The following is a 7,104-nucleotide window of genomic DNA, read 5'->3' on the forward strand; positions in this document are numbered from 1 at the left end:
GCCCGGCCGCCGCCTCGCGCGCCGCGCGGCGGCGGCGCCCCGCCGGCCGGGGCCGGGCCCGCGCCCCCCCCCCCCCCCCCCGGTGGGACTCGTCCGGTGCCCGCCTCAGCGGCGAGCGTCACGGCTTACGCGTGGACGACGTCCTTCTCCTCCGCGAAGTGGCACGCCGACTCGTGTGCCGCGGGGGTGTCCTTGCCCACGAAGCCCTGCGGGATCGCGAGCAGCGGGACCTCCTTGGCGCACTTGTCCTCCGCCTTCCAGCAACGGGTGCGGAAGCGGCAGCCGGAGGGCGGGTTGGCCGGCGAGGGGACATCCCCGGAGAGGATGATCCGGTCGCGGCCGTCGCGGGCGTCGGGGTCGGGGACCGGGACGGCCGACAGCAGCGCCTGGGTGTAGGGGTGCGTCGGGTGGTCGTAGATCTCGACGTCCGTACCGATCTCGGCCATCTTGCCCAGGTACATCACGCCGACCCGGTCGGAGATGTGCCGGACGATGGACAGGTCGTGCGCGATGAAGATGTAGGACAGGTTGAACTCGTCCTGGAGCTTCTCCATCAGGTTGATGACCTGCGCCTGGACCGACACGTCCAGGGCCGAGACCGGCTCGTCGCAGATGATGATCTCCGGGTTGAGCGCCAGGCCGCGGGCGATGCCGATGCGCTGGCGCTGACCGCCGGAGAACTGGTGCGGGTACCGGTTGATGTACTCCGGGTTCAGGCCCACCACGTCCAGGAGTTCCTGCACCTTGCGGCGCCGGTCGCCCTTGGGCGCGACCTCCGGGTGGATCTCGTACGGCTCCCCGATGATGTCGCCGACCGTCATGCGCGGGTTGAGCGAGGTGTAGGGGTCCTGGAAGACCATCTGGATGTTGCGGCGTACGGCCTTCAGCGCGCGGCCGGACAGCTTGGTGATGTCCTGGCCCTTGTAGAAGACCTCGCCCGCGGTCGCCCGCTCCAGCGTCATGAGCAGCTTGGCGACGGTGGACTTGCCACAGCCGGACTCGCCCACGATGCCCAGCGTCTCGCCCTGGTACAGGTCGAAGGAGACGCCGTCGACGGCCTTGACCGCGCCGATCTGCCGCTTGAAGAGGATGCCCTGGGTCAGCGGGAAGTGCTTCACCAGGTTGCGGACCTGGAGGATCGGCTCGCCGCGCTCGACCGGCGCGTCCAGCACCGCCTCCACCTCGGCGTCGGTCGTGGCGTCCACGACCTCCACCTTGGTGACGTTGGGGGTGGTGTCCGGCGACGCGCCCTTCTGGCCGGCCGCCTCGTCCTTCTTTCCGGGGTCAGCCATGGATCGTCTCCTTCCAGAAGTGGCACGCACTGCCGCGGCCCGGCAGGTCGGCGCCGTCCCGCTCGGTCACCGGGTGCAGCGCAGGCACCTCGGTACGGCAGATGTCCTGCGCCTTGGGGCAGCGCGGGTTGAACGCACAGCCCGTGGGGATGCGCGTCAGGTTGGGCGGCAGGCCCTTGATCGCGTACAGCTCCTGGCCCTTTTGGTCCAGGCGCGGGATCGAGTCGAGCAGGCCGCGGGTGTAGGGGTGCGCGGGGCGCTTGTAGAGCTCGTGCACGGGCGCGGTCTCCACGATGCGGCCCGCGTACATCACCGCGATCTTGTCCGCGACGTCGGCCACCACGCCGAGGTCGTGGGTGATCAGGATGAGCCCCATGTTGTACTCGCTCTGCAACTCCGCGAGCAGGTCCATGACCTGGGCCTGCACGGTCACGTCGAGAGCGGTGGTGGGCTCGTCCGCGATGATCAGGTCGGGTTCGAGCGCCATCGCCATGGCGATCATGATGCGCTGGCGCATGCCGCCGGAGAACTGGTGCGGGTAGTCGTTCACCCGGTCCTTGGCGGCGGGGATGCGGACCCGGTCCATCAGCTCGATGGACTTGGCCTTGGCGGCCTTGCGGGACATCCCCTGGTGCACCCGGAACATCTCGCCGAGCTGGTAGCCCACGGAGAGCACCGGGTTCAGCGAGGAGAGCGCGTCCTGGAAGATCATCGCGATCTTCCGGCCGCGGATCTGCCGGCGCGCCTCGTTGGACATGGTGAGCATGTCCTCGCCGCGGAACCGGATCTCGCCCTGCGGGATGCGGCCCGGCGGCATGTCGAGGATGCCCATGATGGCCTGGGCCGTCACGGACTTGCCGGACCCGGACTCGCCGAGCACGGCCAGCGTCTCGCCGGCGCGCACGCTGTAGTTCACGCCGTTGACGGCCTTGACCAGGCTGTCGCGGGTCTTGAACTCGACGTGCAGGTCCCGTACTTCGAGCAGCGGGGTGTTGCCGTCGTCCTCGATGCGCCGGCTGGGGGCGCTCGCGGTCTTGTCGATGGTGGTCACGTACGCCTCCCTCAGCGCAGCTTGGGGTCGAGGGCGTCGCGCACCGCGTCGCCGAGCATGATGAACGCGAAGACGGTCAGGGTCAGCATGCCGGCCGGGAAGAACAGGGCGTGCGGGTTGTTCCGCACCACCTGGGACGCGGTCGAGATGTCGATACCCCAGGAGACCGTCGGCTCCGCGAGGCCCATGCCCAGGTACGACAGGGTCGCCTCGGCCGAGATGTACCCGCCGAGCGCGATGGTCGCGACGACGATCACCGGTGCCATGGCGTTCGGCAGGATGTGCCGGAGCAGGATGCGGCCGGTGCCGGCGCCGAGCGCCTTGGCCGCCATCACGTAGTCCGCCTGCTTGGTGGTGATGACCGAACCGCGCATGACGCGGGCGATCTGGGTCCAGCCGAGGAAGGCCAGCGCGCCGATGACGACCGGCACCGAGCGCTCGGTGAACGCGTTCAGCACGACGAGGGCGCCGAGCAGGAACGGGATGCCGAAGAACACGTCGGTGATGCGGGACAGCAGGGCGTCGATCCAGCCGCCGAAGTAGCCGGCGAGCATGCCCATCAGGCCACCGAAGAGGGTGACCAGCGCGGTGACGCCGACGCCGACCTCGATGGAGGCGCGGGTGCCGTACACGACGCGGGCGTAGATGCTGCGGCCCTGGTTGTCATAGCCGAACCAGTCGGGCGAGAAGAACTTCCCCAGCTCCGGCTTGCTCAGGTAGTGGTTCTGAAGGTCGGCGTCCCGCGGCCCGGCGCTGGTGAACCAGCCGGGGAAGAAGGCCATGACCATCAGCAGCAGCACGAGCAGCGCCGAGATGATGAAGAAGGGGTTGCGGCGCAGGTCGCGCCAGGCGTCGCCCCACAGGCTGCGCACCTTCTCGGGTGCGGCGTCGGCCACTACGGCCGTGGCCGTGGCCTTGCTGGTGTCGACGGCCTTGGGCGCCGAGGAGTCCGGCGTCTTGGTGATGTCAGGCATAGCGAATCCTCGGGTCCAGGACCGCGTACAGCAGGTCGATGATCAAGGACATGGCGAGGTAGACGAAGACCAGGCAGGTCACGATGCCCACCACGGTGCTTCCCTCGCGTCGGAGCAGCCCCTGATAGAGCGCACCGCCCACGCCCTGGACGTTGAAGATGCCCTCGGTGACGATGGCGCCGCCCATCAGCGCACCCAGGTCGGTGCCGAGGAAGGTCACGACCGGGATCAGCGAGTTGCGCAGCAGGTGGTTGACGACGATGCGCCGCTTGGGCAGGCCCTTGGCCAGCGCGGTGCGCATGTAGTCGGCGCGCAGGTTCTCGGCGACGGTGGTGCGCGTCAGCCGGGCCACGTAGGCCAGCGAGAGCGAACCGAGCACGATGCCTGGTAGCACGAGTTGTTGGATGTCCAGCGAGTCCTGGACCGTTGGTTTGGTCCATTGCAACTCGTTGCCGAACACCGTCTGGCAGATGTACGCCAGGACGAAGACCGGGATCGAGATGACGAGCAGGGTCAGCACCAGCACGGCACGGTCCACGACCTTGCCGCGCTTCATGCCCGCGAAGACGCCCAGGACGAGTCCGAGGATCATCTCGAAGAGGAGCGCGATCAGCGCGAGCCGAATGGTGACCGGGAAGGCGTCGCCCAGGATCTCGGAGACCGGACGGCCGCCGACCGTGGTTCCGAAGTCGGCCTGGAAGAGGCCCTTCATGTAGTCGAGGTACTGCTGCCACAGCGGGTCGTCGAGCCCGTACTCATGACGGAGCGCGGCAAGCTGTGTGGGGTCGGGCTCCTTGTCGCCCCAGAGCGCCCGGATGGGGTCGCCGGGCAGGGTCCGGACCATGAAGAAGATGAGAAAAGTCGTCCCGATAAACACCGGGATCATCTGGAGCAGTCGCCGCGCGACGTATCGCCCCATCGTGCCTCCGTCCTGGGGTCGGCCGAAAGCAGCCGTGTTCCTGGTAAGGAACCGGCTGCCCCCGTGGCCCAGGGGGCGCCCGGTTCGGGGCGCCCCCTGGCATCAGCGTCCGACGATTACTTCTGCTTCACCGTGATGTCGGTGAGGATCGGGTCGCCCTTCTGGTTGAACTTCACGTTCGAAACGTTCTTCGAGTAACCAGAGTTGACCTTGTAGTACCAGAGCGGAATGGCCGGGAAGCCCTTCTTGAGCTGCTGCTCGGCCAGGTTGTACTCCTTGGCCGACTCTTCCAGCGTCTTGGCGTTGTCCGCCTTCTTCACCAGCTTGTCGAACTCCGGGTCCGAGAAGGCGCCCTTGTTACCGGCGACACCGGTGCCGTACAGGTCCCGGAGGAAGTTGCCGTTGAAGGGGTAGTCCAGCACCCAGCCGGACCGGTACATCGACTTGACCTGCTTGTTGTCGCGGGCCTCCAGGTCGGCCTGGAAGTCGGCCTTGCCGTCGCCGACGCACTCGATGCCCACGGCCTTGCGGATGGAACCGCACACCGCGTCGACCCACTCCTTGTGGCCGCCGTCGGCGTTGTACTGGATCTTGATGGCCTTGTTCGGCACGCCGCCACCGTCGGCGATGAGCTTCTTCGCCTTCTCGGGGTCGTACTTGCAGAACTCACCACAGGCGCCCGGCTGGTAGCCGAGGACGTCCTTGGCGACCCAGCCGGTGGCGGGGACGCGGGTGCCCTGGAGCACCGTCTTGGTGATCGTCTCGCGGTCGATCGCCATCGACAGGCCCTGGATGACCCGGACGTCGATGTCCTTGAACTGGGTGTTGTAGAACGCCGGGTTGATCGTCTGGATCGCCGAGTAGTCCTGGTCGATCGCACGGTCGCCGAGGTCGCTCTTGTAGTTCGGCAGGTCGTTCGGCGGCACCTGGCGGATGACGTCAACGGCGTCGGAGCGCAGGTCCTGGTACGCGGCCTCGGGCTTGGCGTAGTTCTTGAAGATCACGCCGCCGTTCTTGGGCTTGTTGGAGCCCTGGTAGCCGGCGAAGGTCTCGACCTCGATCTGCTTGTTGTGGTCCCACTTCACGAACTTGTAGGGACCGTTGCCGACCGGCTTCTGGCCGTAGCCGTTCGGGTCCTGGAAGAAGCCCGAGGGGAGCGGCGAGAAGACCTCGTAGCCGAGCTTGTACTCGTAGTACGGGACCGGCGTGACGAGCTCGATGGTGAAGGTGGTGTCGTCCACGACCTTCAGGCCCGACATCTTGTCGCCCTTGGCGTCACCCTTCTCCGGGTGGACGTCCTCGTAGCCCTTGATGTCGGCGAACCAGGAGCTGTTCTGCTGGTTGTTCTTGGTGGCAGCCGCCCAGTTCCAGGCGTCCACGTACGACTTCGACGTCACCGTCTCGCCGTTGTGGAACTTCCAGCCCTTCTTGAGCTTGATCGTCCAGAGCTTGTTGTCCTTCGTGGTGACGGACTCAGCGTTCTCCTTGACGATCTTGCCGGTGCCCGCCTCGTAGTCCACGAGGCCCTGGAACAGCGACCGGATGACGGCGCTGCCGTACGACTCCATCGTGTTCGCCGGCTGAAGCGGCTTCTGCGGCTCGCCGTTGTCGAAGACAACCTTGCCACTCTTGTCGACCGGGCCGCTGTTGCCGCCGTCGCTGTCACTGTCGCCGCCGCCGCAAGCCGTCGCGGCCAGCGCCACGACCGCCGCCATCGCGACCCACTTGGCGCTACTGGCACCGCGCATGGGTTTGCCTCCTCAGGAGTCCACTGTCACTACGAGAGAGGGCACCGGATACGCGCTGACACCCCTGACAGCGACATAAGACCCGGCACCCCGAGTGTGCTCGTAGGTCGGCGCTCCCCACAGCGCGTGACCCATTGACCCGAGCTCAATGGACCCCATGATTGAGCACGCCTGGCTCGTAAACCACACTTAAAGGGTCTCGCTTTGGTCACATCACCCGGGGACGGAGTACCGAAATCCGGACAAAGGCATCGCAGACAGACAGCCGCGAAACGGACTGTTAACGCAACATCCGGAACGTCGTCACCGATATCCGAACGCCCGTTGACAGAAAACTTGTTGACTCACGCTGCCCGGGCCTACCGCCAGGAACGGCGCCGACCAGGCCCGATGCGGACGTTCCGCGGCAACCACGCAACGTAGCGTGAGCCCGCGACGGGCAGCGGAACGCACCCGCTCACCCCACACCCGCCGGCCACGCACTCGGCTGGCTTGCTTGGGCCGCTGCCCGGCCGGCTGTCCGGCCAGGCGTCTGCTCCCCCGGCCGGCTTGCTCGCTGCCTGACTGGCTGGCTGGCTGCCGGATTGCCCGGCTAGCTGCCCTGCCCGGCTGAACTGTTCGGCTGCCCCAGGTGACCGGAACACACGGCGGTGCGCCGCGCCGGTCTGGCCCGTGACGGCCGGAGTCCCCGCACGGGAAACAGCATGATTGTGCCTGCCGGCCGGGCGCTGCCCCGCACCGGGGGTGCTTCGGGGGCACACCAGGGGCGCCCCGAGGCACGCCACCCGCCCGCCCACACCCCGCGCCCCCGCCCGCGACCAGGGCGGTCTCTCCGGGGGCGGGCAGCGGGCCGGGTTGGGACGGGTCGGCGTCGTACGGGCCGATGTCGTACGAGCCGCCGGCTCCGTACGGGCCGATGCCGTACGGGCTGGCGCCGTACGAGCCAGCGCCGTACGGACCGATGCCCCACGGACCGATGCCCTACGAGCCGCTGCCGTACAAACCGCTGTCGTACGAGCCCAGACACAGCCGTGGGGGGGGGGGGGGGGGGGGGGGGGGGGGGGGGGGGGGGGGGGGGGGGGGGGGGGGGGGGGCCCGGGCCGCGGGGGGGGGGGGGGGG

General features: G+C 68.1%; 5 protein-coding genes. All 5 read right to left on the minus strand.

The features are described from left to right. Positions 1-125: 125 nt before the first annotated feature. The 5 genes from AAHZ94_RS25240 to AAHZ94_RS25260 all read right to left on the minus strand — a co-directional run bounded on the left by AAHZ94_RS25240 (position 126) and on the right by AAHZ94_RS25260 (position 5,984). A complete protein-coding gene (locus AAHZ94_RS25240; protein ID WP_349995463.1) occupies positions 126-1,292 on the minus strand; it encodes an ABC transporter ATP-binding protein in 1,167 nt (388 codons plus the stop codon). Further along, on the minus strand, positions 1,285-2,343 hold the full coding sequence (locus tag AAHZ94_RS25245; RefSeq protein ID WP_349995464.1) for an ABC transporter ATP-binding protein: 1,059 nt from the start codon (positions 2,341-2,343) through the stop codon (positions 1,285-1,287). The genes AAHZ94_RS25240 and AAHZ94_RS25245 overlap by 8 nt, the downstream gene beginning before the upstream one ends. A gap of 11 nt (positions 2,344-2,354) precedes the next feature. Continuing rightward, on the minus strand, positions 2,355-3,317 hold the full coding sequence (locus AAHZ94_RS25250) for an ABC transporter permease (RefSeq protein ID WP_349995465.1): 963 nt from the start codon (positions 3,315-3,317) through the stop codon (positions 2,355-2,357). After that, a complete protein-coding gene (locus AAHZ94_RS25255) occupies positions 3,310-4,236 on the minus strand; it encodes an ABC transporter permease (RefSeq protein ID WP_349995467.1) in 927 nt (308 codons plus the stop codon). Before AAHZ94_RS25255 ends, AAHZ94_RS25250 begins: the two co-directional genes overlap by 8 nt. 116 nt (positions 4,237-4,352) lie before the next feature. Continuing rightward, on the minus strand, positions 4,353-5,984 hold the full coding sequence (locus AAHZ94_RS25260) for a peptide ABC transporter substrate-binding protein (RefSeq protein WP_349995469.1): 1,632 nt from the start codon (positions 5,982-5,984) through the stop codon (positions 4,353-4,355). Positions 5,985-7,104: the final 1,120 nt, after the last annotated feature.

This window comes from Streptomyces sp. HSW2009, from assembly GCF_040240285.1.
Classification (GTDB): Bacteria; Actinomycetota; Actinomycetes; order Streptomycetales; family Streptomycetaceae; genus Streptomyces.